This window comes from Kitasatospora sp. NPDC048715, from assembly GCF_043198905.1.
In the GTDB taxonomy this organism is placed as follows: Bacteria; Actinomycetota; Actinomycetes; order Streptomycetales; family Streptomycetaceae; genus Kitasatospora; species Kitasatospora lactacystinica.
The window spans coordinates 24,711-50,394 of sequence record NZ_JBICVH010000026.1; the positions used below are offsets into that span (position 1 = coordinate 24,711).

At 73.5% G+C, this 25,684-nt stretch carries 17 protein-coding genes; 15 read left to right on the plus strand and 2 right to left on the minus strand.

Features of this window, described 5'->3' with window-relative positions; all coding sequences use genetic code 11:
* The first annotated feature begins 95 nt into the window (after positions 1-95).
* The 11 genes from hppD to ACGFSC_RS38155 all read left to right on the plus strand — a co-directional run bounded on the left by hppD (position 96) and on the right by ACGFSC_RS38155 (position 15,863).
* Entirely contained in the window at positions 96-1,193 is a 1,098-nt protein-coding gene (gene hppD / locus ACGFSC_RS38105) for a 4-hydroxyphenylpyruvate dioxygenase (protein WP_359909560.1), read from the plus strand.
* Positions 1,190-2,341: an alpha-hydroxy acid oxidase gene (locus tag ACGFSC_RS38110; RefSeq protein WP_359909557.1), complete on the plus strand. Its 1,152-nt coding sequence runs from the start codon at positions 1,190-1,192 to the stop codon at positions 2,339-2,341. The genes hppD and ACGFSC_RS38110 overlap by 4 nt, the downstream gene beginning before the upstream one ends.
* Before the next feature lie 65 nt (positions 2,342-2,406).
* Positions 2,407-3,636: a PLP-dependent aminotransferase family protein gene (locus tag ACGFSC_RS38115; protein ID WP_359909586.1), complete on the plus strand. Its 1,230-nt coding sequence runs from the start codon at positions 2,407-2,409 to the stop codon at positions 3,634-3,636.
* Positions 3,637-3,924: 288 nt separating this feature from the next.
* A complete protein-coding gene (locus ACGFSC_RS38120) occupies positions 3,925-6,495 on the plus strand; it encodes a lantibiotic dehydratase (RefSeq protein ID WP_359909554.1) in 2,571 nt (856 codons plus the stop codon).
* A gap of 48 nt (positions 6,496-6,543) precedes the next feature.
* Complete coding sequence (locus tag ACGFSC_RS38125; protein ID WP_359909551.1) at positions 6,544-7,938, plus strand: radical SAM protein; 1,395 nt, start codon at positions 6,544-6,546, stop codon at positions 7,936-7,938.
* Position 7,939: 1 nt separating this feature from the next.
* Positions 7,940-9,034 carry an arginase family protein gene (locus tag ACGFSC_RS38130; protein WP_359909548.1) on the plus strand — a complete coding sequence of 365 codons (1,095 nt, stop codon included), beginning with the start codon at positions 7,940-7,942 and terminating at the stop codon, positions 9,032-9,034.
* Positions 9,031-10,083 carry a hypothetical protein gene (locus tag ACGFSC_RS38135; protein WP_359909545.1) on the plus strand — a complete coding sequence of 351 codons (1,053 nt, stop codon included), beginning with the start codon at positions 9,031-9,033 and terminating at the stop codon, positions 10,081-10,083. Before ACGFSC_RS38130 ends, ACGFSC_RS38135 begins: the two co-directional genes overlap by 4 nt.
* A gap of 48 nt (positions 10,084-10,131) precedes the next feature.
* Positions 10,132-11,067: a PHP domain-containing protein gene (locus tag ACGFSC_RS38140; RefSeq protein WP_359909542.1), complete on the plus strand. Its 936-nt coding sequence runs from the start codon at positions 10,132-10,134 to the stop codon at positions 11,065-11,067.
* 4 nt (positions 11,068-11,071) lie between these two features.
* Positions 11,072-13,705 carry a lantibiotic dehydratase gene (locus ACGFSC_RS38145; RefSeq protein WP_359909539.1) on the plus strand — a complete coding sequence of 878 codons (2,634 nt, stop codon included), beginning with the start codon at positions 11,072-11,074 and terminating at the stop codon, positions 13,703-13,705.
* A complete protein-coding gene (locus ACGFSC_RS38150; RefSeq protein ID WP_359909536.1) occupies positions 13,702-14,964 on the plus strand; it encodes an MFS transporter in 1,263 nt (420 codons plus the stop codon). The genes ACGFSC_RS38145 and ACGFSC_RS38150 overlap by 4 nt, the downstream gene beginning before the upstream one ends.
* Entirely contained in the window at positions 14,961-15,863 is a 903-nt protein-coding gene (locus ACGFSC_RS38155) for an aminoglycoside phosphotransferase family protein (RefSeq protein ID WP_359909533.1), read from the plus strand. Before ACGFSC_RS38150 ends, ACGFSC_RS38155 begins: the two co-directional genes overlap by 4 nt.
* A 192-nt stretch (positions 15,864-16,055) precedes the next feature.
* On the opposite strand, the gene ACGFSC_RS38160 is transcribed toward ACGFSC_RS38155, so the two are convergent.
* The gene (locus ACGFSC_RS38160) at positions 16,056-16,397 is read right to left on the minus strand and encodes a hypothetical protein (protein WP_359915592.1); all 342 of its coding nucleotides are present in this window, start codon (positions 16,395-16,397) and stop codon (positions 16,056-16,058) included.
* 16 nt (positions 16,398-16,413) lie between these two features.
* A complete protein-coding gene (locus ACGFSC_RS38165) occupies positions 16,414-20,442 on the minus strand; it encodes a polymorphic toxin-type HINT domain-containing protein (RefSeq protein WP_392864846.1) in 4,029 nt (1,342 codons plus the stop codon).
* A 500-nt stretch (positions 20,443-20,942) separates the two neighbouring features.
* Here ACGFSC_RS38165 and ACGFSC_RS38170 point away from each other — a divergent pair, with 500 nt between their 5' ends.
* The 4 genes from ACGFSC_RS38170 (at position 20,943) to ACGFSC_RS38185 (ending at position 25,301) form a co-directional block, all read left to right on the plus strand.
* Positions 20,943-21,434, plus strand: coding sequence for a hypothetical protein (locus tag ACGFSC_RS38170; protein ID WP_392864849.1), 492 nt, complete (start codon positions 20,943-20,945; stop codon positions 21,432-21,434).
* 38 nt (positions 21,435-21,472) lie between these two features.
* Positions 21,473-21,976: a hypothetical protein gene (locus tag ACGFSC_RS38175; protein ID WP_392864852.1), complete on the plus strand. Its 504-nt coding sequence runs from the start codon at positions 21,473-21,475 to the stop codon at positions 21,974-21,976.
* A gap of 46 nt (positions 21,977-22,022) precedes the next feature.
* The gene (locus tag ACGFSC_RS38180; protein WP_359899302.1) at positions 22,023-23,696 is read left to right on the plus strand and encodes a trypsin-like serine protease; all 1,674 of its coding nucleotides are present in this window, start codon (positions 22,023-22,025) and stop codon (positions 23,694-23,696) included.
* A 339-nt stretch (positions 23,697-24,035) separates the two neighbouring features.
* Positions 24,036-25,301, plus strand: a complete 1,266-nt coding sequence (locus ACGFSC_RS38185) for an acyltransferase (RefSeq protein WP_359899300.1) — start codon at positions 24,036-24,038, stop codon at positions 25,299-25,301.
* The last annotated feature ends 383 nt before the right edge of the window (positions 25,302-25,684 follow it).

Sequence of the window (25,684 nt, forward strand, 5' to 3'; positions counted from 1 at the left end):
TCCGCACCACCCGAACACCCGCACCGCCGAGCACGTCCGCCCGCCCGATCGCCCCTCAGCACCCTCCCGTTCCTCCTCACGAGAGAGCTCCTCAGATGACCGACCGTTCCTCGCCCGCCGTCACCCCGATCCCCGTCGAGCTGGACCACGTCGAGTTCTACGTGGCCGACCTGGGCGCCGAGACCGCCAAGCTGACCACGGAGTACGGTTTCGAGCTGCTCGTCCCGCCGACCGAGCGCGGCGACGGCGCCGAGCGCTGCCTGTCCGCGCTGGTCGGCCAGTCCGGCATCCGGCTGCTGATCACCCAGCCGCTGGCCGCCGGCCACCCCGCCACCGGCTACCTGGAGCGCCACGGCGACGGCGTGGGCGCCCTCGGCCTGCGGGTGCCGGACGCCACCGACGCGTTCCGCACGCTGACCGCCCGCGGCGCCGTCGCCCTGCGCGAGCCGCAGGCCGCGGACGGCTGCGTCACCGCGGTGGTCGACGCCTTCGGCGACGTGGTGCACACCCTGGTCGAGCGCGGCCCCGAGGTCCCCGCCGGCCGCATCCCCGGCCTGCCGGACCCGGCCGCGCTCACCGGCGAGGGCGAGGTCGGCCTGCGCTCCGTCGACCACTTCGCGGTCCTGATCCCGTTCGGCGAGCTGCGCAAGACCGAGCACCGCTACCGCGAGGTCTTCGGCTTCCGGACGATCTTCGAGGAGCGGGTCGAGGTCGGCACGCTCGGCATGGACTCGGCCGTCGTGCAGAGCGCCGACCGCAGCGTCACCCTCACCCTGATCGAGCCGCTCACCGCGGACGCGGGCGGCCAGATCGCCTCCTTCCTGGCCGGCCACGGCGGCGCCGGGGTCCAGCACGTCGCCTTCGCCGCCGAGGACGCGGTGCACTCCGTCGCCACCATGGCCGAGCGCGGCGTGCCGTTCCTGCGCACCCCGCAGACCTACTACGACGCGCTGCCCGACCGCCTGACGCCGCTGCGGCACTCCTTCGAGCAGCTGCGCGAGCTGAACCTGCTGGTCGACCAGGACCACGACGGCCAGCTGTTCCAGATCTTCACCCGCTCCCAGCACCCGCGGAACACCTACTTCTTCGAGGTGATCGAGCGCATCCGGGCCCGCAACTTCGGCAGCAACAACATCCGCGCCCTCTACGAGGCCGTGGAGCTGCAGCGCAACGCCGGCGAAGTGGCCGGATGAGCGCGTCCGTCCGAAGCGTTCCACCGGCCGGCCCGGCCGCCGGGCGCCCGGTGCTGTCCGTCGCGGAGTACGCCGACCGGGCCCGGGCCGCGCTCGCGCCCGAGGTCTGGGAGTGGCTGGAGGGCGGCGCGGAACGCGAACTGACCCTCGCCGCCAACCGGGCCGCCTTCGACCGGGTGGGCCTGGTGTCCCGGGTGCTGACCGACGTCAGCACCCGGGACACCGCCGCCACCCTGGTGCGCAGCCGGGCGGCCCTGCCGGTGGCGGTGGCGCCCGTCGCCTACCACCGGCTGTTCCACCCGGAGGGCGAGCTGGCCTCGGCCCGCGCCTGCGCGGCCGCGGGCGTGCCGTTCACCGTCGGCACGCTCAGCAGCGTCGGCTTCGAGGAGCTGGCGGGGACCGGCGCCACGCTCTGGTTCCAGCTGTACTGGCTGCGCGACCGCGGCCGGCTGCTCGACCTGGTCAGGGCCGCCGAGGAGGCCGGCAGCGAGGCACTGGTGGTCACCGCCGACGTCCCGTACATGGGCCGCCGGCTGCGCGACGCCAGGAACGCCTTCGCGCTGCCCGCCGACGTCCGCGCGGCGCTGCTGGAGGGCGGCGCGGCCGGGCGGGCGCACGAGTCCACCACCGCCGTCTCGGCGGTGGCCGCGCACACCGCCGAACTGCTCTCCCCCGGCGTCACCTGGGCCGACCTCGAATGGCTGCGCGGGGAGACCGAACTGCCGCTGGTGGTCAAGGGCGTGCTCGACCCGGCCGACGCCCGGCGGGCCGCCGGGATCGGCGCCGCGGCCGTGGTGGTCTCCAACCACGGCGGCCGCCAGCTCGACCGGGCCGTGCCCGCGGTGACGGTCCTGCCGGCCGTCGCCGAGGCGCTGGCCGGCGAGGACTGCCAGGTGCTGATGGACAGCGGGGTGCGCGGCGGCTCGGACGTGCTCACCGCGCTGGCCCTCGGCGCCTCCGGGGTCCTGCTCGGGCGCCCGCTGATCTGGGGCCTGGCGGCCGGCGGCGAGGCGGGCTGCACCGAGGTCCTCGACCTGCTCGCCGCCGAGCTGCGGCACGCGCTCGGCCTCGCGGGCTGCGCCGACCTGCGGGCCGCCGCCGAACTGCGCACCACCACCCTGCCCGGCACCACCTGGAGCACCCCGTGACCACCATCGCCGCACCGCACGACCTGCTGCTCGCGGGCCTGCACTCCTCCCTCGCCGACCCGGCGATGACCTCGATGAACCTGCTCAACGAGATCTCCATCCGCTACCCGGAGGCGGTCTCCTTCGCGGCCGGGCGCCCGGCCGAGCAGTTCTTCGAGCTGGACGCCGTCCACCGCCACCTGGACCGCTACCTCGACCACCTGCGCACCGAGCGCGGGCTGAGCGAGGAGGCGGCCCGCCGCCAGGTGCTCCAGTACGGGCGGACCAAGGGGATCATCCACGACCTGATCGCCACCCACCTCGCGACGGACGAGGGCATCGAGGTGCCCGCCGAGTCGATCGTGGTGACGGTGGGCTGCCAGGAGGCGATGTTCCTGGTGCTGCGGGCGCTGCGCCGCGGCCCCGAGGACGTGGTGCTGGCCGTCTCCCCCACCTACGTGGGCCTGACCGGCGCGGCGCTGCTCGCCGACCTGCCGGTGCGGGCGGTGGCCGACGGCCCGGACGGCGTGGACCTCGCCGACCTGCGCCGCCGGCTGGCCGCCGCCCGCGCCGAGGGCCTGCGTCCGCGGGCGCTGTACCTGGTGCCGGACGTGGCCAACCCGAGCGGGGCCAGCCTGCCGCTGGAGCTGCGCCGGGAGCTGCTGGCGCTGGCCGCCGAGGAGGACTTCCTGCTGCTGGAGGACAACCCGTACTGCGTCTTCGCCGGTGACGAGCGGCTGCCCTCGCTCAAGGCGCTGGACACCGAGCGGCGGGTGGTCCACCTCGGCTCCTTCGCCAAGACGGCCCTGCCCGGCGCCCGGGTCGGCTACGTGGTGGCGGACCAGCTGGTGGCGGACGGGCGGGGAGGCACCGAGCTGTTCGCCGACCTGCTCGGCATGATCAAGAGCATGACCACGGTGAACACCTCGCCGATCGCCCAGGCCGTGATCGGCGGCGCGCTGCTGGAGCACGGCCACAGCCTGCGGGCCGCCAACACCGAGGTGGCCGCGCTCTACCGGCGCAACCTCTCGCTGGTGCTGGAGGGCCTGGCCGAGCGCTTCCCGCCCGGCAGCGGGGTGACCTGGAACGAGCCGCGCGGCGGGTTCTTCCTGGTGCTCACGGTGCCGTGCGTGGTGGACGACGCGCTGCTGGAACGCTCGGCCTCGGAGTACGGGGTGATCTGGACCCCGATGTCGCACTTCTATCCGGGCGCGGGCGGGGAGCACCAGCTGCGGCTCTCCGTCAGCCAGGTCGACCCGGCCACGCTCGACCGGGGGCTGGACGGGCTGGCCGCGCTGCTCGCCGCGCAGTCCTGACCCACCCGGAGGGGCGCCCCGCCCGGGGCGCCCCTCCGGCGCGTCCGGCCCCGACGGCTCGTGCCACGACCGGCCCGACACCTGGTCCGTCGTCAATTTCCGGACGAATGAGCCTCACTGAAGCCATCCCAATGGCCCAGCCCCGCTGCACGACCTCGGAGTTTCGGCTGTCGACCGGCCAGTTCCGGCCGGAACCCGACGGGTTGACCACATCGTTATTGAAAGACCTCTCGACGTCTGGGTATGGTCACGAACTGTCGTGATCAAGTCAGCCATGAGGGGACGATCATGGACGAACCGAGGCAGCGCCCCGACACCGTGCAACCCGCGCAGGGCGGCGGCCGGGGGTGGTCGCTCGCCCCGGTCGCGATGCTGCGCCACGCGGGCTACCCGCTCTCGCTACTGGACCGCGTCGTCGACCGTCCGACCGCCCGGGCCGCCGACACCGTCCTCGCCCTGCGGGACGAAGCCGTAGGACTGGGGCGGGAGTTGAAGGCCGCCCTGCGCGCGGAGCAGGCCGGCACCCGGGGCGACCTCGCCTCCGGCGTCGGCATGCTCCGCCCCTTCCCGCCCGCCGACCTCGCCCGGCTCGAAGCCGAACTCGGCCCCGCCGCCCTGGACTCGGCCAAGCGCTACCAGGATGCGGTGCAGGCCCTGGACGGCCACTGGAAGGCCTTCGAACAGGAGCACGGCACCGCCCTCGCCCGGGCCCGCCGGACCGTCGTGGACCTGTTCCGCGAGCCCTCCCTCCAACAGGTCCTGCTGCTGTCCAACGACGCCCGCTTCGAGGAGTTCACCGCCTGGATCGCCGCCGGCGGCACCGGGTCGGACGGACACGTCAAGCGGATGACCGACCTGCTCGCCATGTACCTCCAGCGGGTCACCACCAAGAACGAGACCCACTCGCACTTCGGCCCCCTCGCCGTCGCCCGGGCGGCCCCCGAGGGCACCGCCGCCACCGGCATCACCTGGTCCACCGGCCCGCTGCGCCGGATCGCCCTGCTCAGCCACTGGGCGGGCGAGGCGATGGCCGAGGTCTTCAGCGCCCGGCCGGAGGCCTTCGAGACGGTGCGCCCCCGCCGGCGCCCGCTCGCCTTCGCCGACGGCCCCCTGGTCCGGCTGTACGCGTTCGAGTCCACCACCGGCATGCCGGACGGCTGGCGCTTCGTCGCGGTGAAGTCCGACACCTTCGACACCCACCGCTCCTGGCTCTGGGAGCACTGCGACGGGGAGCGCACGGTGGCGCGGCTGCGCGCCGCCTGGGCCGAACGCCCGGACCGCCCGGCCGACCTCGACTTCGACCACGTGCTCGCCGAACTCGTCGACCAGGACTGGCTGATCGGACGCTGGGAGATCCCGATCGGGTCCACCGACGTGCTGCGCTCGCTCGCCGGGCACCTCGCCGAGGACTCCCCCGACCTCGCCGTGGTGCGCCGCTTCGAGGACGGGCTGCGCCGCTTCGCCGAGGGCCCGACGGCGCGGCGCGCGGCCCTGCTCGGCGAGCTCAAGGAGGCCTTCGAGGAGGTCACCGGGTCGGCGGCCAACCGCTCCGAGGGCCGGCACTACGCCGACCGGAGCATCCTCTACGAGGAGGCGTACAGCCCGGTCGAGGACGTCGTCCTCGGCCCGGACGTCACCGGGCTGATCGGCCGCGAGCTGTCCGCGGTCTACGACCTGACCCTGCTCGTCCCCCGGCTGCGGATCCGCCGCGAACTGGAGGTCCTGCGGCACTGGACGGCACGGCGCTTCGGCCTCGGCACGCCCGTACCGCTGCCGGACTTCTACGCCGCCTTCTTCGCCGACAAGCCGCGCCTCGCCGCGCGGTGCGAGGAGGTGGACCGGGAGATCGAGGCGCTCGACCGCGAGGTCGTCGCCCTGCTGCTGGACGGCGCCGAGGACGGCCGGCCCGAGAGCGTCGTCGACCGGGCCCGGCTGGAGGAGCTCCTCGCCCGCCACCCGGACACCCCGCCCGCGCTGTGCAACCCGGACGTGATGCTCGCCGCACCGGACGCCGCCGCGATCGCGCGCGGCGACTTCCTCGCCGTCGTCGGCGACTGCCACGCCGTGCGCGAGGCGCTCACCCACTCCAGCTTCGCCCCGATGCTCCAGGCCGAGGCGCCGGAGCTGCTGGACGAGATCCACACCCGGTACCGGGAACTGCTCGACGAGGACGAGGTGCTGGTCGACCTCTCCCGCTCGCACCCCGACAAGACCGGCGCCCAACTCACCTACCCCTGCCCGGACCTGGAGGTGTACGGGCTCTCCCCGAAGGCCCGCGGCGACGTCCTGCGGCCCGACCGGCTGTACCTGGTGGCCACCGCCGACCGGATGGAGCTGCGCGCCCACGGCCTCGCGGGCCGGCTGAAGCTGCTCGCCCCGCTGGCCGGCGGCCCCAGCATCCGCCAGGACCCGCTCTCCCCGTTCGCCTTCCCCCGGCACTTCGGCGGGGTCGGCATCCGCGACCGGGACCGCGACCACGTGCCCCGCATCCGCTGCGGCCGGATCGTGCTGCACCGGGAGCGCTGGCGCATCCCCGCCGAGGCGCTGCGCGGCTGGAGCCCCGGCGTCCACCGGTCCAAGGGCGACGCCCCCGAGTTCGCCGCCGCCCGCAGGCTCTGCCGCGACCTCGGCCTGCCGCGCCACGGCTTCCTGAAGATCCCCGGCGAGCCGAAACCGGTCTACGTCGACTGGGAGTCCCCCCTCATCGTCCGGCAGGTCCTCCGGCTCGCCCGGAGGACGGCCGCCCCCCTGGAGTTCAGCGAAATGCTCCCCGCCCCGGAGCACCTCTGGCTCGACATCGACGGAGAACGTCACACCAGCGAGCTGCGTTGTGCGGTCTTCTCGCGCCGGTCCCACTGAGTGCTCCACGTCGAGGACCCACGCCCTCACCGACCGAAGGCACCGCTCATGACCAAGAGCTGCATCGTCCAGTTGCCCTTCCCCTCCAGCCACGACCCCGACCCGAACCTGTCGCGCTACTACGACGACTACGACCGGCGCTTCCGGGCCCTGCTGCCCGAGTACTTCATCCCGACCGACGGCCTGTGGGAGATGCCGCTGTGGGTCGCCCACCTGACCGCCCTGCTGAACACCGCGGGGCTCGACTCCGTCTTCCGCGACCTGTCCAGGACCCCGGCGGAGCCGGAGGACTGCGCCGAACCGCTGCTGGACGCGACCGCCCCCGGTGACCTGGTCCTGATGTCCCCGCTCGCCCAGAACCTCCGCCTCGCCCTGGAGGTGGCCAAGCGGCTGGAGCACGCCGGCCGGCGCGTCGTCCTCGGCGGGAACATGGCCCCGCTCGCCCCGGACGGCGCCGTGCACGCCGTGCACCGCGGCCAGCTCGACGCCGGCTTCGTGCGCCGCCTCGTCGAACTCGCCTCCGGCTCCGGCGGCAGCCTGGAGAAGCCCCTGCTGCCCGGCCTGGTCTCCGACCGGATCACCTGGGCCCCGGACTACCGCCACCTCGGCGGCTACCACGGCCGGGTGCCGCTGCTGCGGCTCAACGCCAGCCACGGCTGCCTGTACCAGTGCTCGTTCTGCGGCGACGCCTGGAGCAAGCAGCTCACCCTGGTCGCCAAGGACGCGCTCGCCCAGGAAGTGGACGAGCTGACCACCCGGTTCCCCGACACCCGGCTCTTCTACATCGGCGACAAGACCTTCGGCCAGTCCCGCGAGGCCGTCGGCAACCTGCTGGACGTCTTCCGCGACCGCCCCGGCTACCGCTTCATCGTGCAGACCCACGTGATGCAGGTGAAGGAGTGGATCGTCGAGGCCATGCTCGAACTCGGCGTCGTCGCCGTGGAGCTCGGCTTCGAGTCGGCCGACTCGCAGATGCTGAAGCGGCTCAACAAGCTCTCCCGCGGCCTGGACGACTACACTTCGAAGATCCGTCAACTCAGCGACGCCGGGCTGAAGATCGTCCTCAACATGATGGGCGGCCTCGACGAGGAGACGGAGGCCGCGCACGGCCAGACCGTCGCCTGGATGCGGGAGAACGAATCGGCGCTGTGGCTCTTCAACCTGTACAACTTCGTGCCGTACCCGCTCACCCCGGACTTCCCCAGGCTGCGCGAGCGCATCTTCAACTGGGACTTCGCCGACTGGCGGGAGGACGCCCCGGTCGTCTACCAGCCCCGGCACCTGTCACCCGAGGCCAGCTGGGACCTGTTCCAGGAGAAGATCGCCGCCGCGCACGACGTCATCCGGGCCCCGCTGCCCGTCGCCGCGCCCACCCCGCCCGCCGCGCCCACCGCACCCACGGCGCCCGGCGTGCCCGCCGCGTCCGCCGTGCAGGAGGACTGACATGACCGAGCTCCCCGACTTCGAAGCGCTCCGGAACAGCGTCAAGCCCGAGGACTTCGAGCAGGACCCGCTGCCGGGCTGGGCCGGCGTCGGCACCCTGTTCGGCGCCCCCACCACCACCGCCGACCAGGTGGACGTGGGCGAGACGGGCTGGGTGGTGTCCGGCGTGCCCTACGACGCCACCGCCAGCTCCCGCCCGGGCGCCGCGGAGGGACCGCGGGCGATCCGCCAGGCCAGCCTGGTCTTCTCCAGCTACCTCACCAGCCTCGGCCAGTGGCGGATGCTGGACACCCGCACCGGGCAGACCTTCCGCTACCACGCGCCCAGCGTCGCGGACGCCGGAGACCTGCACATCTACCCGACCGACACGGTGAAGACCTTCCAGGCCGTCGCCGCCGAGAGCCGCCGCCTGAGCTGCAACGCCCCGCGCCTGATCTTCCTCAACGGCGACCACTCCTGCACCTTCCCCACCTTCGCCGGCTTCCGCGCCGGACGGCTCGACCGCGGCGCCGGCCGGGTGGGGTTCATCAACATCGACCACCACTTCGACTTCGGCAACTGGAGCACCCTGCACGGTCCGCTGTACCACGGCTCCAACTCCCGCCGGATCAGCGAGATCCCGGGGATGCGCCCGGAGGACATCGCCTTCGTCGGCGTCGGGGACGTCACCAAGTACGACCAGTTCCGCGGCCTGCTCGACAGCGGCTTCCACGTCGTACCCGGCTCCTCCATCACCCGGGACGGCGCCGCCGCCGCCCTGCGCCCGGTGATCGAGGAGCTCGGCTCGCGCTGCGACACCGTCTACGTCTCCCTCGACATCGACGTGCTCGACAGCGCCGCGGCGACCGGCACCGGACACGTCACCATGGGCGGCATCGGCATCGGCGACCTCCTCGACGTCTACGAGGAGCTGCGGGCGCTGCCCGTCGGCGCCGTCGACATCGCCGAGATCGCGCCCCGCTACGACCCGTCCGGCGGCACCGCGCAGATCGCCGCCCGACTGCTCTTCGAGTTCCTGTTCCGCACCGACGTGGCCCCGGCCGAACTCGCGCCCTGGGCCCCCGGCACCCCCTCCGCACCCCAGGAGCACCGGTGAGATTCACCCCCCACGAAGCGCGGTTCGACTGCACCCCGCTGCTCTCCGACGCCCCCGCCGAGCGCGAGCGGGCACTGGACGCCCTCGCCGCCGAGGCCGTCGACGTCATCCACCGGACCGGCTGGGCGGTCTTCCGGATCGGCCGGCTGCGGCTCGGGGTCGAGGACAGCCGCCGGCTGTCCACCTCCATCGTCGAACGCGTCCGCACCACGCTGATCGCCCGCGGCGCCCCCGCCCGGATGCGGCTGGAGGTCGACCGGGCGCAGCAGACCTACGTGCCCGAGGGCTGCGCCACCCGGACCCTGCTGCCCCACCACGACGGCCAGCACTGCTCGTACCTGACGCCCAGCCTCCAGGACGTCCCCGACTGGGACCCGGCCCGGCGCACCTACGGCGACTCCGGGTACACCACCACCCCCGCGCACAAGATGTACCAGGGCATCTTCCTGCCCGAGGTCGGCGAGGGGCTGAGCGTCACCACGTACTACGACTGGCTCGGCGTGATCGACGACGTGCTGGAGCGGCGCGGCATCGACCGGGGGCCGGACGCCGCGGCCACCGCGGCGCGCTGGCTCGGCGACAACCTGGCCCGCGGCCTGGAGCGCCAGCCGGAGCACGGCTGCGCCTACCCCTCGGTGGGCGCCATGCTCGGACTGGAGGAGCCGCTCTGGCACGGCCTGTCCTTCCACCACGGCGAGGCCGTGCTGACCAAGGAGGAGCGCCGGCGCTTCCCCGCCGCCGTGCCGCTGGCCCACGGCTGTCCGTGCGGCGAGTGCCGGGGCGAGGCGGCCCGGCTCTTCTGCCACCAGGTGCTCATGGCCACCGGCCTGACCTGGGCGCGGTTCCGCCGCCGCTGGGAGGTGCTCGCCCCGGGCGAGCACTGCGACCTGCTGCTCGGCCACAACCTGACCATGCTGCACGGCGGCCTGGCCGGCGGCGCGGGGCGGATCATCGAGCCGCTCTGCCTGGTCGTGGACGACCCGTCCGGCCCCGAGTACGAGCGCTGGCTGGCCGCCTCCTGGCGGCGCACCCTGCCCGGAGCCCGCTGATGCGGGGGGCCTGCTGATGCGGATCCAGCCGATGCGGGGGACCTGCTGATGCGGGGCGCGCCCGCCACCCTGGCCACCCCGGTCGACCTGCACCTGCACACCCGGCACTCGGACGGCGACGAGGCGCCGGCCGAACTGGCCCGGCGGTGCGTCGAGGCCGGCCTGCGGGTGGCAGCCGTGACGGACCACAACACCCTCGCGGGCGTCGCCGCCTTCGACCGGGCCGCCGGCGGGCGCCTCACCGTGGTACCGGCCTGCGAGATCACCACCAGCTGGCACGGCGAGGAGACCCACTGCCTGGCCTACTTCGTCGACCCCGGCGACGAACCGTTCCGGCAGCGGATCGGGCGCGTCCACGACGCCGAACTGGCCTGGTGGCGCACCTGGACCGACCGGGTGCAGGCCCTCGGGGTGCCGCTCGCCAGGGCCGACGTCGAACGGCGCCTCGGCGGCGACCGGGTCGCCTACGTCAACGACTACCTTGCCCTGCTGCTGGAGGCCGCCGAGGACGACCCCCGGTTCGCGCCGTACCGCGAGGGCGACGACCGCTTCGCCCGCCTCGTCGCCGACTGGTGCCGGCCCGGCCGGCCGCTGCACGTCGAACACCCGGTCAACCCCGACCTGGTGGAGGTGCTGTCCTGGATCGAACAGGCGGGCGGGGTCGCCGTCCTCGCCCACCCCGGCCCGCTCACCGCCGACCTGGACGCCCCGCAGTGCGCGGCGCTGCTGGAGCCGCTGCGCGCGGCCGGCCTGGCCGGGCTGGAGGTGTGGACCAGCTGGCACACCCCGGCCGACAGCGCCCGGCTCGCCGCGGCGGCCGGGCGGCTCGGCCTGGTCGCCACCGCCGGGTCCGACTACCACGGGGTGCGGGTCAAGCCCTGGGCGACCGGCCCCGGCCTGCTGCCCGCGCTCCCCACCGACCCGCTCGCCGTCCTGGACGCCCTGCACGACCGGCGTCCGCCCGTCCACTCGATTCCCAGGTGAGGCTGTGACCACCGTCAACGACCCCCGGACCACCACCGCCGAGCCCGGTGCGCGCGTCGCCTGGCAGCTCGCGCCGGTCGTCGTGCTCCGCCAGGCCGGCTTCCCGATGGAGCTGCTCGCACCCCTGGCGGACCCGGCCGCCGCCGAGGAGGCCCGCGAACTCGTCGCCCACGGGCAGCGGTTGAAGGCGCTGGCCGAGGAGTTCAAGGCCGCCCTGCGCCGGCACCCGGTGCCCGGCGCCGCCCGGCTCTCCTCCCCGGCCGGCTTCCTGCTGCCCGTCCCCGAGCCCGCGCTCGCCGCCGCGGCCGCCGCCGTACCCGCCGAGGCGGCCGCCACCCTGCGCGGCTACCAGGACGCCGCCCGGCACTTCGCCGAGGAGCAGACCCGCTTCGCGGCCCGGCACCAGGACCGCCTCGACCGGGCCGGGGCCGCCGTGGTCGAGGCCTTCGGCGACGAACGCCTGCGGCAGGTCCTGCTGCTCTCCAACGACTCCGCCTACCCCACCTTCGCCGCCTGGCTCGACGGCCACGACGGCACGACCGGCCGGCGCACCCGCAAGATGACCGACCTGCTCACCATGTACCTCCAACGGGTCACCACCAAGAACGAGACCCACTCGCACTTCGGCCCCTTCACCCCCGGCCGCCTCGGCACCGCCCCCGGCATCACCTGGACCGGCGAGCGGGAGCTGGAACGGCACGCGCTGTTCAGCCACTGGGCCGCCGAGAAGCTCGCCCAGAGCGCCGCCGCCGTCCCCGGCCTGCTCGACCACGCCCGGCCCCGGCGCCGCCCGCTGTCCTTCCTGCGCGACGGCCGGATCGACCTGTACGCCTTCACCACCCGCGACGGCCTGGACACCGACTGGGACTTCCAGCACCTCGGCGGGCGGCCGGTGGAACCGTACGAGGCCTGGCTGTGGCAGCACTGCGACGGCGAACGCACCCTGCGCGAACTGCGGCAGGCCTGGCAGGACGAGCTGCCCGGCCCGGTCCCCTTCGACACGGCCCTCGCCGAACTCGCCGACCGCGAATGGGTGGTCGTCGAGTTCGAGATCCCGATCGGCGACCACCGGCCGCTGGCCGCCCTGCGCGAGCAGCTGCTCGCCGCCCCCGCCGAACCGGCCGCCCCGCTGCTCGCCGCGATCGACGGCTTCGAGGCGGACCTGACCCGCTTCGCCCGGCTGCCGCTGCCCGACCGCGCGGCCGCGCTCGCCGCCGGCAAGGCCCGGTTCGAGCAGCTGACCGGCGGCCCCGCCAACCGCAACAGCGGCCTGCACTACGCCGACCGCAGCATCCTGTTCGAGGAGGCCCGCGGCCGGCCCGCCGACCTGACCGTCGGCCCGGACCTCGCCCGCTTCATCACCGACGAACTGTCCATCGTGTACGAGACCGTGCTGGCCGGCCCGCGCCTGCGGATGCGGCGCGAACTGGTCATCCTCACCCGGTGGGTGGCCGAGCGCTTCGGCCCCGGGGTGGAGATCCCGCTGGACGTGCTCTACGCCGAGTTCTTCCGCGACCGGGACGCCATCGCCCGCGAGTGCCTCGCCGTCGAGGCCGAACTCGCCGAACTGGACCGGGCGATCGGCGCCGCCCTGCTCGGCGGGGCCGCGACCGACCCGGACCGCTCCGAGGTCGTGGTGGACCGGGACCGGATGGCGGCCGTCCTCGCCGGCCGGCCCAGCAGCCCGCCGGCCGTCTGCGACCCGGACGTCCTGTTCGCCGCCGCGAGCCGGGAGGACCTGGCCGAGGGCCGGTTCACCGCCGTCATCGGCGACTGCCACGCGGTGCGGGAGGTCATCACCCACACCAGCTTCGGCCCGCTGATCCAGGAGCACACCCCCGAACTGCTCTCCGAGGTGTACCGCGGCTACCAGTCCCTGCTCGCGGACGACGAGGTCCTCGCCAACCTGTCCCGCGGCCACCCCGACAAGTCCTCCACCCAACTCGTCTACCCCTGCCACGACCTGGAGGTCTACGGCCGCTCCGCACAGACCCGCGACCGGGTCCTGCAGCCCTCCCAGCTGTACCTGGTGCTGCGCGGCGACCGGCTGGAACTGCGCGCCCGCGGCGTCGAGGGCCGGCTGCGACTGATGGCGCCCCCGGCCGGCGGCCCGAGCATCCGGCAGGACCCGCTCTCCCCGTTCGCCTTCCCCCGCCACTTCGGCGGCGCCGGACTGAACGCCCCCCACCTCGCGCACATCCCGCGCATCCGCTGCGGCCGCGTCGTACTGCAGCGCGAGACCTGGCGCATCCCCGCCGAGCGGCTGCGCGACACCACCGCCCTCGGCCGGCCGACCGGCCGGGACGACGCCGCCCGGTTCGTCGCCGCCTGCCGGCTGCGCGCCGAACTCCGGCTGCCCCGGCACGTCTTCGTCAAGGTCCCCGGCGAACCGAAGCCGGTCTACGTCGACTGGGATTCCCCCCTGCTGGTACGGCAGTTGGGCCGGCTGGCCGCCAAGGCCGAAGGCACCCTGGAGATCTCCGAGATGCTGCCCGCCCCCGACCAGCGCTGGCTGGAGGTGGACGGCCACCGGTACACCAGCGAACTGCGCTGCGCCGTCTTCTCGGCGGGGGACGGCGCCGGCGCCTGGGACAGCGCGCCCGCCGGGCCGGAATCCCTCCCGGAGCCGCGCGGGTGAGCACCGACACCGCCGTCCGTCCCGCCTCCGGCTACCACCGGGTCATCGGCGCCGCGGCCTCCTCCGCGATCGGCGACGGCATGCGCTTCGCCGCGCTGCCGCTGCTGTCCACCGCGGTGCTGCACGACGCCTTCCAGGTGTCCGCCGTCACCGCCGCGACCACGCTGCCCTGGCTGCTGTTCGCCCTGCCCGCCGGGGCCTACGCCGACCGCTTCGAACGCCGCCTGCTGATGGTCCTCGCCGACCTGCTGCGCGCGGCGGTGCTGGTCCTCACCGTCGTGCTGCTCGCCGCCGACCGGCTGACCTTCTGGCCCCTGCTCACCGCCGCCTTCCTGCTGGGCGTCGGCGAAGTGCTGTTCGACTGCGCGTCCTTCGCCCTGCTGCCGAGCGTCGTCCCCGAGGAACGCCTGGAGTCGGCGAACGGCCGGCTCTTCGCCGTCCAGACGATCGGCCGCGACCTGCTCGGGCAGGTCGTCGGCGGCGTGCTGTTCACCGTGGGCCGGACCGTTCCGCTGCTGATCGACGCGGTCTCCTTCCTGGTCTCCGCGGTGCTGCTGCGCGGCATCCGCGGCCCCGCCCCGGACCCCGAATCCGAACCCGGATCGCTTGCGGAGAAGCCCCGCCCCCGCCTGCTGGCGGACATCCGCGAGGGCGTCGCCTTCGTCCTGCGCGATCCGCTGCTGCGCGCCCTGACCGTCTCCGCCGGTGTCATCAACGCCGTCTACCTGGGCCAGATCGCCGTCTTCGTCATCCTGGTGCACGACGTGCTGGGGCTTCCGGACTCCGCGTACGGGGCGCTGCTCGCCGCCGGGGCCGTCGGCGGCGTGATCGGCAGCACGGTCGCGAGCCGGCTGACCACGGCGATCGGCCGGGTCCCCGCACTGGTCGGCGGCCTGGCCACGATGGGCGTCGCCGGCCTGGCGGTGGGCGCGACCGACCGGGTGTGGGTGGTGTCCGCCGCCTACTGCGCCACCGGCTTCGCCCTGATGGTCTGGAACGTCGTCGCCGTCTCGCTGCGCCAGACGATCATCCCGGACCGGATGCTCGGCCGGGCCACCGGCGTCTACCGGCTCTTCGCCTGGGGCACGATGCCCCTCGGCGCGCTGGTCTTCGGCCGGGTGAGCGCCTCCGCCGGGCCGCGCGCCGCCTTCGCCCTCGGCGGCGTGGTCACCCTGCTGACCTGCCTGCCGATCGCCTACGCCCTGCTGAAGGACAGCAGGGTGACCGACCGTCGCAAGACTCCCGAGGATGCGCAATGAGCGAGCGTTTCGCCGTACTGGACCGACTGGCCGAACAGTGGGGCCTGAGCGGCCTCGAACTCGTCGGCAAGGGACTGGAGTTCACCGTCTTCCGGGCCCGGGGCCGGGACGGCGCACCGGTCGCCGTACGGCTCGCGCACCGGCGGTTCGACTCCAACGCCAACGACCCGTACGTGGACACCCGCGCCCTGCTCGTCCAGGAGCACGCCATCGCCCGGCACCTCGCCGAGCACGGCCTGCCCGTCGCCCGGGCCCGGGACCTGGTCCTCGCCGACGACCCGAACTCCCCGGACGTGCTGCTCTCCGACTACGTCGACGACGACGGCTCCCCGCTCGACTCCCACGCCCTCGGACAACTCCTCGCCCGGCTCCACCAGGTGCCCCCGCCGCGGCTGCGTCCCGTCGCCGCCGAGGGCGGCAGCACGACCGACGTCCTCACCACCCGGATAGGCCGCCGCTGGGCCGAACTCGCCCGCCGCGTCGACGACCTGCCCGAGCCCCCGGCCGCCGACCTCCTGGCCCGCCACCTCTCCTCCCTCACCGGGACCAGCCTGCTCCACCTCGACGTCCGCAGCTCCAACATCCGCCGCAGCCGGGGCCGCACCACCGCCCTCCTCGACTGGTCGAACGCCCTGCTCGGCACCCCCGCCCTGGAGTTCGGCCGCCTCGCCGAGTACGCCCGCTACCCGGAGAACGACCTCGACCCGGCCGCCCTGCGCGCCGGCTACGCCACCGTCGCCCCCGTCCCCGACGAGGACGACCCCTGCCTCCTCGCCTGCCGCCTGGACGCCGCCCTGATGCTCGCCCTGGTCTTCCTCTCCGAAGCCCCCGACGCCACCCGCGGCCCCACCGCCGCCACCCACGCCCGCGACCTGGCGCTGCGCCTCACCGCCCTGTAGCGGCCGAACGGGGCCGCGAACACCCGGATCACCCGCTCGCACCCGCCTGTAGGGGTCGTCCCCGACCACAGCCGCAGTAACGCCGAGAGGTCCTCGCCGACATGTGTCGGCGAGGACCTCTCGGCGTCGAGCGTCCGACGGGCGCGTGATGCGGGGAAGACGCTTCACCGCACCGTACGACCCGTCACATGCTCATACCTCCCACGGCATCGGAAACCGCGGAGCACCCTCCGGCCGGCCTTCACCCGGGCTCATGTTCCTGACTCCCGAGTAGTCGTAGCCGTCGAGGAAGGTCACGGAGTCGACGGGAACCCATGTCTCGACGGAGCCCGCCTCGATCGACTCGGTGAACGGCGCAACCGGAAGAACGTGGCGGTACCAGACCTTCATGACGACCTGAAGCCATTCGAACCCTCCGGGCCGCTGCTCCCGAGCGGTCAACTCGCCGAGCACCTGCCCTCCACCATCGGGTAGAGCCACCATCACGGGCCGAGTGTTCCGCGTCCCGCTGTCGAAGGAGATCTCCAGGTTCATGGCGTCACCCTAGTCGCTAGCAGGGAGCGTCGCCGTTGATGAACGTGGTGATCCTACGAACCGCCGGGTTTCCGCAGATGTACCTCAACTCGTGCGAGGTGTAACCGTTGCCGTAGTCCATCCCCTTGAGGATGCCCTCGACGTCCTGAACGCCCTTCATGTTGAAACTGATCTTTCCACCGCCGGAGACGACCCGATCGATCATCTTGCTGAGATTCTCAGGAGTTGCCACGCCCCGGGGAATCAGGTCACCGAAGGGCCCGTTCTTGTAGGTCACGGCTCCAAGGCCCTGCGCGAACCGGTCGAGCGTCCCGACTTCCTGTCCGCGGATGGATTCGAGGCCGAGGGCAAGGTGAGTCGCACATGCCGGGTCCGTGTTGTGGACCAGGACCGGCAGGTCGCCGGCCAGCACGTAGTACGTGTGGAGGTCGTCGACGGTGAGGTTGTAGGCGGGCTGGAGGGTGTTCCAGTGCCGGACGTTCTCGATCGGCCGGGCCTGTCCGGCCGGGTCGCGCAGTTCGTCGCCGGGCTTGAGGTCGGCGGCGTCGGTCCACTGCTTCCGGTTCTCGGCCCAGAAGGGGTGGTGGTCGGTGCTGGTGAGTGACCGGCCCGCGCCGAGGGAGATGTCGGTGAAGTCGCGGTCGTCCGGGGTGTAGATGGTGTTCGAGACCCGGCGGGGGCCGGTCGCTCCGGCCGCAGGGTCGGTGGCGAGGACCTCGTCGCCGACCTGGACGGTCTCGATGGCACGGGTGGAACCGTCGGCCATCAGGACGCGGGTGCCGGCCGGGAAGCTGTTCAGCGGGCAGGACGGCGGAATGCGCGTGACGAGCTTCTTGATGAACTCGACGGCCTTCTCGCCCCAGGAGCCGAACTTCTTGGCCCACTGGGCGAGCTTGGCGACGGCGGCACCGTCACCGATGAAGGGGATCGCGCCGATGCAGGACGTGACCGCCTCGGTGGTCCTGCCCTCGACCGCGTAGTAGGCGCAGTTGACGAGGTCGGCGATGTCGGCGAGGCCGGGGGCGATGACGCCGCCCGCGCCGCCGATGACGTCGAGGGTGAGGTGGATGCTCTCGGAGAAGAGGCGGTAGAGGTAGCTGACGTTCTCGCTGTCCTCCTTCGCCTTCTTGATCTCCTCCTCGATCCCCGCGATCGCGTCCTGCTTCTGCTTCTCGGCCTGGGCCTGCTTCTCGGCTTCCTTGCGCTCGGCCTCCAGCTTGGCGAGCCGGGCCTTCTCCTCGGCGTCGTACTTGGCCTGGTAGTCCGCCTGGGCGTCCTCGTAAGCGGCCTGGGCGGCAGTTGCGTCCTGACCTGCCGCCTCGGCCGAGGCACGGGCGGCGCTGGCGGAATCCTTGGCATCGGCAGCGGCGAAGTACGCCTGCCGTGCGGAGCGTTCGGCCTGGTTGGCCGAGTAGACCGCCTTGGCGGCGTCGCGGTTGGCGGAGGCCTTGGCGGCGTTGGCGGTCTTCGCGGATGCGGCCGCCCTGGCGGCGTCGGCCTGGGCGGCGTCGGCGGCGGCCTGGGCCTTGGCGACCTGGTCGGCGGCGGTGTTGGCCGAGGCCGTGGCCGCGGCGGCGTAGCCGCTCGCCTCGTTGGCGGCGTCGCGCGCGATGGCGGCGGCGGCCTGGGCCGTGGCCGCGTTCTGCTGGGCGGTCGCGGCGGCGGCGGTGGCCTGGGCGATCAGGCCCTTGACGTCGGCGACGTGGACGGCGGTGAGCCGGTCGCGCTGCTGGGCGGTGTACTGGCCCCGGGCCACGAAGGTGCGCAGGTCCTGGACGGGGCCTTCGAGGGCGACCTTGGCCGCGGCCTTGAGCTCGGGCTCGGTGTCCTGGGCGTCCTCCAGCCGGACGGCGGTCAGCCGGTCGTCGGCGGCCTGGGCGTCGGCCAGTCCCTTGCCGAGGAAGTCCCGCAGCGCGGCCGGGGTGTTGGTCCGCAGCGCGGCGTCGGCGGCGGCCTTGACGGCGGGGCCGGCGTTGTCGCTGATGCGGGTGATCGTCAGCCGGTTGTCAGGAGCGGCAGCCTCTGCCTGACCGCTGGTCAGGAACGTGCCGACCTGGGCGGCGTTGCCCTGGAGCGCGGTGTAGGCGGCGGTACGGACCGCGTCGCTCTCCGAGTCCGTGTAGACCTGAGTGGCACGGTCGCGCGCGTCGTGCTCCTCCGCCTGCTTGCGACCGGCCTTCAGGTAGGAGAAGACCGCGTTGTCGTTGCCGGTGAGGGCGGCCTCGGCCGCTGCTTCTCCCCAGGTGCCGGAGATCTTGCGGGAGACGAGGGCGAGCTTGCGGCCGTCGGTGGCGACCTGCGCGGGCGTGGCGCCGGGCTGGTTGGTCAGCTGGGCGAGGCGGTCGGCCTCGGCCTTCGCCTGCTGGACCTCCTGGGCCGCCTGGTTGGTCTGCGCCTGCTTGTCCGCCTCGTCCGCCTTGGCCTTGCGGGCCTTCTCCACGGCCGCCGCGGTGCGGTTGGCCAGGTCCTCCGCCTCGGTGCGACGGGTCAGGTCCTGGACGGCGTTGGCCTTGTCGACCGCGGTCTGGGCGTCCGTGGCGAAGCCGGAGGCGGCGTTCGCGTGGTCGGTGGCCTCCTGCGCGGCGTTGGCGCTCTGGCCGGCGTGGTCGGCGGCGTCCCGCGCGGCCTGGGCCGCGGCCGCGGCGTGGGAGGCGGCGGACGCCAGCAGCGTCTTGGCGGCCTCGGCCTGTGCGGCGGCCTCGCCGGCCAGCTGCTGGGAGGCGGCGGCGGCACGGCCGGCCTCGGCGGCCGCACGACGCGTCGCCGCCGCGGCCTGCTTGGCCTTCGCCGACTGCCCGCCCGCGCTGTCCGCGTAGGCACCGGCCTGCTCGGCCGAACCCGCCGCGGAATCCGCGTTGCCCTTGGCGCTCAGCGCGGCACCCGCCGCGTCCTTGCTGCTCTTGGCGGCCTCGTTCGCCTTCACCAGCGTGGCGTTCGCATCCGCGGCGATCTTCGCCGCGGCGTCGGCGGCGTCCGCCGCCACCCGCGCCTCGTGCGCCTTGGTCGCGTCACCGGCCGCGGCCGCGGCCGCCGTCCGCGCGTTGGCGGCGGCCCGCTGGGCACCCGCCGCGGCCGCCGCCGCGTTCGACGCCGCGACGGCGGCGGCGCGCGCCGAGGCGTTGGCCGCACGCGCGGCGGTCAGCGCCGTCTGCGCCGCCGCACCCGCACGGTCGGCCGCGCCGGCGGCCCTGTTCGCCGCCTCCGTGGCCTTGGCCGTGTCATTGCCGGCCTGCTGCGTCTCGACAGCCGCCCGCGCGGCATCCGCCTTGGCCAGCTCCGAGTTGTGGACCGCCTGGTCCTTGGCCTCGATCGCCGCGGCCGTCTCCTGGGCCGCCTGGGCGCTCGCGTCCTTGGCCTGCTGCGCCAGCTGCGCGATGCTCGCGCGCTCCTGGTCACGGCTCTGCGCGATGTACTGGCCGGTCGCGAGGAAGTCGCGCACGTCCTGGATCGACCCGTTCAGCGCGATCCGCGCCGCCGCCTGGACGTTGGGGCCACCGGAGCTCAGGATCTGGACCAGCTTGACCCGGTCGTCGCTGTCCTTCGCGGTGAACTGGGTCTCCGTCAGGAACTTCTGCAGGTCGTCACTGGTGTTGCTGCGCAGCGCGGCATCACCCGCCGCCTGGAGATTCCGCCCGGCACCCATCGCGGGGTCGGTGATCCGGGTGATCCACAGCCGCCGGTCCGCGTCGAGCGCCGCCTGCCAGCCGCCCTCCAGGAAGGCACGCCGATCCGCGGCCGTCCCGTCGATCGCCTTGTCCGCGGCCTCGCGGACCTTCGGCCCGCCCACACTGGAGATCTGCGTGGCAGCGAGCAGGTCGTCCGCACTCTGCGCCCCGGCGAGCTCGTTCTCGACGAACCGCTTCACGTCCTGGTCGGAGCCCGCGAGCGCGGCCTCCGCGAGCGCGTGGAGCCGAGGGCCGCCGTTGAGCCACGCCTGCACCGCACGCTCGCGGTCGCTCGGCTGGACCTGCCCGATGGCCGGCCCGGTGGCGGCGGCGCCCGGACCCGCGGCCCCCACCAGCCCCGCCGTGAGAACCAGTGGCAACAGCCCCAGGGAGAGCCTGCCCAGCAGCGGCGGCCCTCCCCTCCCTCGCCGTCGTGAGCGGGATATCGATTGGCGCACGGGAAACCTCCAGTGTCGACGTCGGCCGTATCCCGGCCGCGGCGGAGCCACGATAAATGACGTCCCATCAGAGCGTCCACGAATTCTGGGAGTTGCCGGGCAAAGCGAGCGCAATGAATCACCCGACGGCGAGCATAGCCAAGCAAATACAACCGCATCGCCAACAAGCACCCAATGACCTTGAAAGCGTGACATCTTGCCTGGCCAGTCGCCGAAAGTGGTTGTCCGGGCACCGGCCCGTCTGGTTCGATGGGCCGGATTCCGCCTGCGGCTCCGACATCTGTGGCGCAGTCAATTCATGTCATTCGCACCGACAATGACGTTGCGCCACACCCGGCTGGTTCGCCCACCATTCAGGCCGGTCACCCGATTCCGAAGATCTGCCCATCAGGGCAACGCGAGATGAACGAAAAGGATTAGGCATGTCAAAGCGCATGTCCCGCTGGCTCGTTGGCGGCGCCGTCGCCGCGGCCGCCACGCTCGGCCTCACGGCGATCGCCTCCGCCGACGGCACCCCGGCGGACAACTCGGCCGCGCCGGTGGCCGTCGAGGACTTCGTCCACCCCGGCCCGGCCCCGTACCCCAACGTGAAGCTGCTGCGCGGCGACGGCCACATCGTGCTGTCCGACTGCGCCGTCGACGACCAGATCAGCGTGCTCAGCTGGGACCTGCCCAACGACAAGGGCAACCAGATCTGCTTCCGCGCCACCGGCACCACCGGCTACCTCGCCGTCGAGGTGCCCAACGTGTTCCGGATCCGCACCGACGACTACTCGGTCAACGCCAAGCTCACCAGCGAGGGCGCCACCCAGAGCATCGACATCGCCAAGGGCACCGCCGTCCCCGTAGGGATCGGCAGCGGCAACGGCAGCGGCAAGCCCACCACCCTGCTCGAACTTCGCGTCACCGGCTGACCCGCGCCCGCCCCGCTCACCTTCCGATGGAGCCCCAGGTGACAGACAACCCCTCCCGCACCCGGAGGACCGCCCGCCGCTGGCTGGCCACCGCCGCGGTGACCGCCGCGGCCCTCGGCGGCGCCACCGCGATCGCCGCCGCCGACACCACCCCCGCCGACAACTCCGCCGCGCCGCCGGCCGTCGAGGACTTCTCCTACCCCGGCGCCGCCGCCATCACCAAGGTGAAGCTGCTGCGCGGCGACGGCCACATCCTGCTCGCCGACTGCGGCAAGCCCAACCAGATCCAGATCGGGACCCTGGCCCCGGGCAACCCGGACAACCAGATCTGCTTCACCGTCACCGGCACGACGGGAAACCTCTCCCTCCAGCTGCCCGACGTCTTCTTCATCCAGACCAGCGGCGGCCGCGCGGTCCGCGCCGGCCTCACCGTCGGCACCACCACCCAGACCGTCGACGTCCCCACGAACGGCTTCCAGGGAGTCGGCGAAGGCACCGGCGGCGACAAGGCCGCCCTCGTCGAGCTGACCGTCACCGGCTGACCGCCACCGCCCCGCATCACCACCTCTCACGTTCGGGAGCCCACTCATGCCTCGCAACTCCTCGTCCCGCAACCTGCGGGCGGGCGCGCTGACCGCCGTCCTCGCCGCCGGAGCCCTGACGACCCTCGCCACGCCCCCGGCCGGCGCCGTGGTCGGCAACGCGGCCGCCGACGGGTCCTACGCCTTCACCGCGCGCCTGGCGATCGGCGACACCCTGCGCACCTGCACCGGTGCGCTGGTCGACCGCAACTGGGTGCTGACCGCCGCCTCCTGCTTCTCCGACGACCCGGCGCAGCCGCAGGCCGTGGCGGCCGGCGCGCCGAAGTGGAAGACCGTCGCCACCGTCGGCCGCACCGACCTGACCACCACCGGCGGCAGGACCGCCGAGGTGTCCGAGCTGGTGCCGTACGCCGGCCGTGACCTCGTCATGGCACGCCTGGCCACGCCCGTCGACGGCATCGCCCCGCTGGCGGTCGCCACCGCCGCGCCGACCGCCGGGCAGACGCTGCGCGTGCCCGCGTACGGCCGGACCAAGGACGAGTGGGTGCCGGGCAAGCTCCACACCGGCGCCTTCTCGCTCGACACCGTGGCCGCCACCGGCCTCGGCACGACCGGCACCGGCGGCGCGGCGATCTGCAAGGGCGACACCGGCGCCCCCGTGATCCGCGAGACGGGCGGCAGGGCCGAGCTGGTCGCCGTCGCCTCCCGCTCCTGGCAGGGCGGCTGCCTCGGCGAGACCGAGACCCGCACCGGCGCCTACAACACCCGCGTCGACAACGTCGCCGGCTGGGTGCAGCAGACCCGGGCGAAGTCCCTGGGCTGGAAGACCCAGGCCCTGGTGCGCAGCGACGCCAACCTCTACTTCGCCAGCCGTCTCTACGACGGCACCTGGACCCCGTACGAGGACGTCCAGGCCACGGCCGGCTCCATCGGCGGGGTGCGCGCCGTCGCCTCGGCCGGCATCAACGCCGACACCCACATCATCGCCCTGGGCGGCGACGGGCACCTCCACTACGCCATCCGCAACCTCGACGGCGGCTGGAAGCAGACGTTCGCCGACCTCAACGTCGCCCTCACGGACCTCAGCGGCATCACCCAGGTCTCCATCGCCTCCATCAGCGACAACCTGCACGTGGTCGTGGTCGCCAACGGCACCCTCTACCACTCCATCCGCAACGGCGCCGGCCAGTGGACCCCGTTCAACGTGGTCACCGACGTCACCGGTCCGCTCAACGGCATCACCGCCATCTCGGCCGCCGGAGCGTCCGGGGACGCCGGACCCGAACTGCACATCGCGGCCGTGGCCGGCGGAAAGGTCTACCACACCCTGCGCACCGGCTCCGGCAGCTGGGGCACCTGGGGGGCGGTCTCCGAGGCCGCGGGCAGCACCGGCCCGGTGAGCGGCGTCGCCGTCTCCCGCCAGGGCAACGACCTCAACCTCGCTCTCATCGCGAGCGACGGCCAGTACCACACCATGCGCTACCTCAACCACAGCTGGCAGCCCGTGACGTCCCTCGGCGGCGTCATCGGCAACGTCACGGGCACCAGCATCAGCGCCGCGCCCGTCGACACCGACGCCGTGTTCGCCGTCGCCACCACGGACAACAGGGTCCTGCTCACCGCCCGCCACAACGACGGCACCTGGGCCACCCCCGAGAACCTCGACCTCACCGCCATCCCGGGCAACCACACCGGCACCACGATCACCGGCACGCTCTGACCGACGCCCTCCGACCGGCGTCCCCCGATCGGCGCGCCCTCCGCGCGCCGATCCGTCGTGCGTCCTGGCGCGGGGTGGTGGTCCACTCCCGCGCCGGGGCGCGCGCGTCAGGAACTCCCGAGGGCCGGCCGTCCCCGGCCCTCCCCGACCGCACCGTCCGCCCCCGGCCGGTCCCCGGCCTTCCCCGACCGCGCCGTCCGCCCCCGCCCCCGGAGGCGGCCCCGCCCCCCAGCACTTGCCTCGACCACGGGAAAACGCCCTGCCGCAGCCCGTCGCCGCCCTGCCCTGTCATGCGCAGGGGCCTGCAAGCGGCTTACAGGGCGTGCGTTATCGTCAGCCGTGAGCATTTTCCCCCGGCAACGACCAGGTTCCTCGGGCCGCCGCAAATCCGCCAAGGGCGGCCGTCTCGCCGTCCTGGACGGCCTGCGCATCCTGGCCGCGCTGATGGTGGTCTTCCACCACTACATCGGCTACGGCGGCGGTACCAAGCCAGAGATCAGCGCCTGGGGCAAGCCGGCCGAGCAGGTGTTCCACCGCGCCTCCGCGCCCGCCGCGTACCTCTGGACGGGCATCTGCCTGTTCTTCGTGATCAGCGGCTTCGTGATCTGCATGAGCAGCTGGGGCCGTCCGGTGGGCGACTTCGTCCGCTCCCGGGTCATCCGGCTCTACCCCGCGTACTGGTTCGCCGTCCTGCTCACCACCGCGGTCGTGACGATGTGGCCGCTCGTGCGCCAGCCGCTCCCCTCGGAGCAGGTCCTCGCGAACCTCACCATGTTCCACGTGGGCCTGGGGATCCCGAACGTGGACGCCGTCTACTGGACGCTCTGGGCCGAGCTGCGCTTCTACCTGTTGTTCGCCATCGTGGTGTGGCAGGGCGTGACCTACCGGCGGATCGTGGCCTTCTGCTCGATCTGGACGGTCGCCGGCATCGTCTCGGCGAGCACCAAGTGGCCGGTCCTGGAGTTCTTCGCGATGTCGGACGTCTCCTCGTTCTTCGTCGCCGGCCTCGCGCTCTACCTGGTCCACCGGTACGGTCCCAACCTCATGCTCTTCGGCATCGTCGGGATCAGCTGGATCCTCTCGGTGCTCTACACCATCCAGCACCAGCACGACGTGAACACCGTCCTGGGCCGGCCCGAGCTGCCGACCTGGCCCGCCGTCCTGCTGACCACCCTCTCCTACCTCGTGATCACCGCGGTGGCCATGGGCTGGGGCTCCCGGATCCAGTGGCGCTGGCTCACCTTCGCCGGCGCCCTCACCTACCCCCTCTACCTGCTCCACGAGGCCATGGGCTGGACCGCCCTGCGCGCCCTCTACGACCACGGCACCAAGCCCTGGACGGCGGTCGCCATCGTCGTCACCGGCATGCTCGTCGCCTCCTGGCTGGTCCACCGGCTCATCGAGAAGCCCCTGACGCCGCGCCTCAAGACGGGCATGACCAGGAGCATCGACCAGCTCCGCGCCGCCGAACCGCTCCCCCCGCAGCCCGCCCCGGCGCCGGCCCGGGCCCCCGGCGTCCTGGAGACCGTCACCACTCCCTGGGCCACCGCCTTCACCCCCAGGGACACCCACCCGCCGCAGCAGCACACCCCCGACTCCTACTGACCTCGCCCCACCCCCGCGGCCCGACAGGGACCGGCGCCACCCGGCACCGGTCCCTGTCCGCGTTTCCGGCCCCATCACCCCCTGTCGGCCTCACCGGCCCGGCCTTCGCCCCCCCGGCCCCGGTGCCTCGGCAGCTCCGACGGTGCGGGCCGGTCGGGCCCAATCGCGTCTCTCCCTCGACTTGCGCGCCCTCGACGCGCCAGGTAGGGAGAATCGCCGGAAGATCTGTACCGACACGTACCATCTGCTGTGCATCCAGCATGTGACGGTGCGTTCTCTCGCACTGCTGCGAGCCAACCCACGTCATGCCGATGAGGCGCGTTCACCACGCTCCGTCGAATCGGACGGAAGCCGGTTCGCCCGAATGCGTGTGGCCGGCCCGG